The following is a 437-nucleotide window of genomic DNA, read 5'->3' on the forward strand; positions in this document are numbered from 1 at the left end:
GTTCCCAGATAGCGCGCAGCGCATCGTTGCTCAGGATGGTGGCAACAACAGACGCACCGTGTGCCGGTGGGTTAGAGTAGTTCGCGCGGATAACCGATTTCATCTGGCTGAACGCACGATCGACGGTCTCTTCGTTAGCTGCAACCAGCGTACAGGCGCCTACGCGCTCATTGTACAGACCGAAGTTCTTGGAATAAGAGCTTGCGACAATCAGCTCCTGATGCACGGCTGCGAACGCGCGCAGCCCTTCGGCATCTTCTTCCAGACCACGGGCGAAGCCCTGGTAGGCAAAGTCAAACAGCGGCAGCCAGCCTTTTTCTACGGACAGCTTCGCCAGGTGTTCCCACTGCTCAAGCGTCGGATCGATACCGGTTGGGTTGTGGCAGCAGCCGTGGAACAGCACCACGTCACCTGCCTGCGCTTCGCTCAGGCTCGCC

1 protein-coding gene is annotated in these 437 nt (G+C 59.3%); it reads right to left on the bottom strand.

Features of this window, described 5'->3' with window-relative positions:
- The coding region (locus EN749_RS37190) for an aminotransferase class I/II-fold pyridoxal phosphate-dependent enzyme (RefSeq protein WP_128365169.1) at positions 1–437 on the bottom strand (437 nt) is incomplete at both ends.

It is taken from the genome of Mesorhizobium sp. M7A.F.Ca.ET.027.02.1.1 (genome assembly GCF_004022985.1).
Classification (GTDB): domain Bacteria; phylum Pseudomonadota; class Alphaproteobacteria; order Rhizobiales; family Rhizobiaceae; genus Mesorhizobium.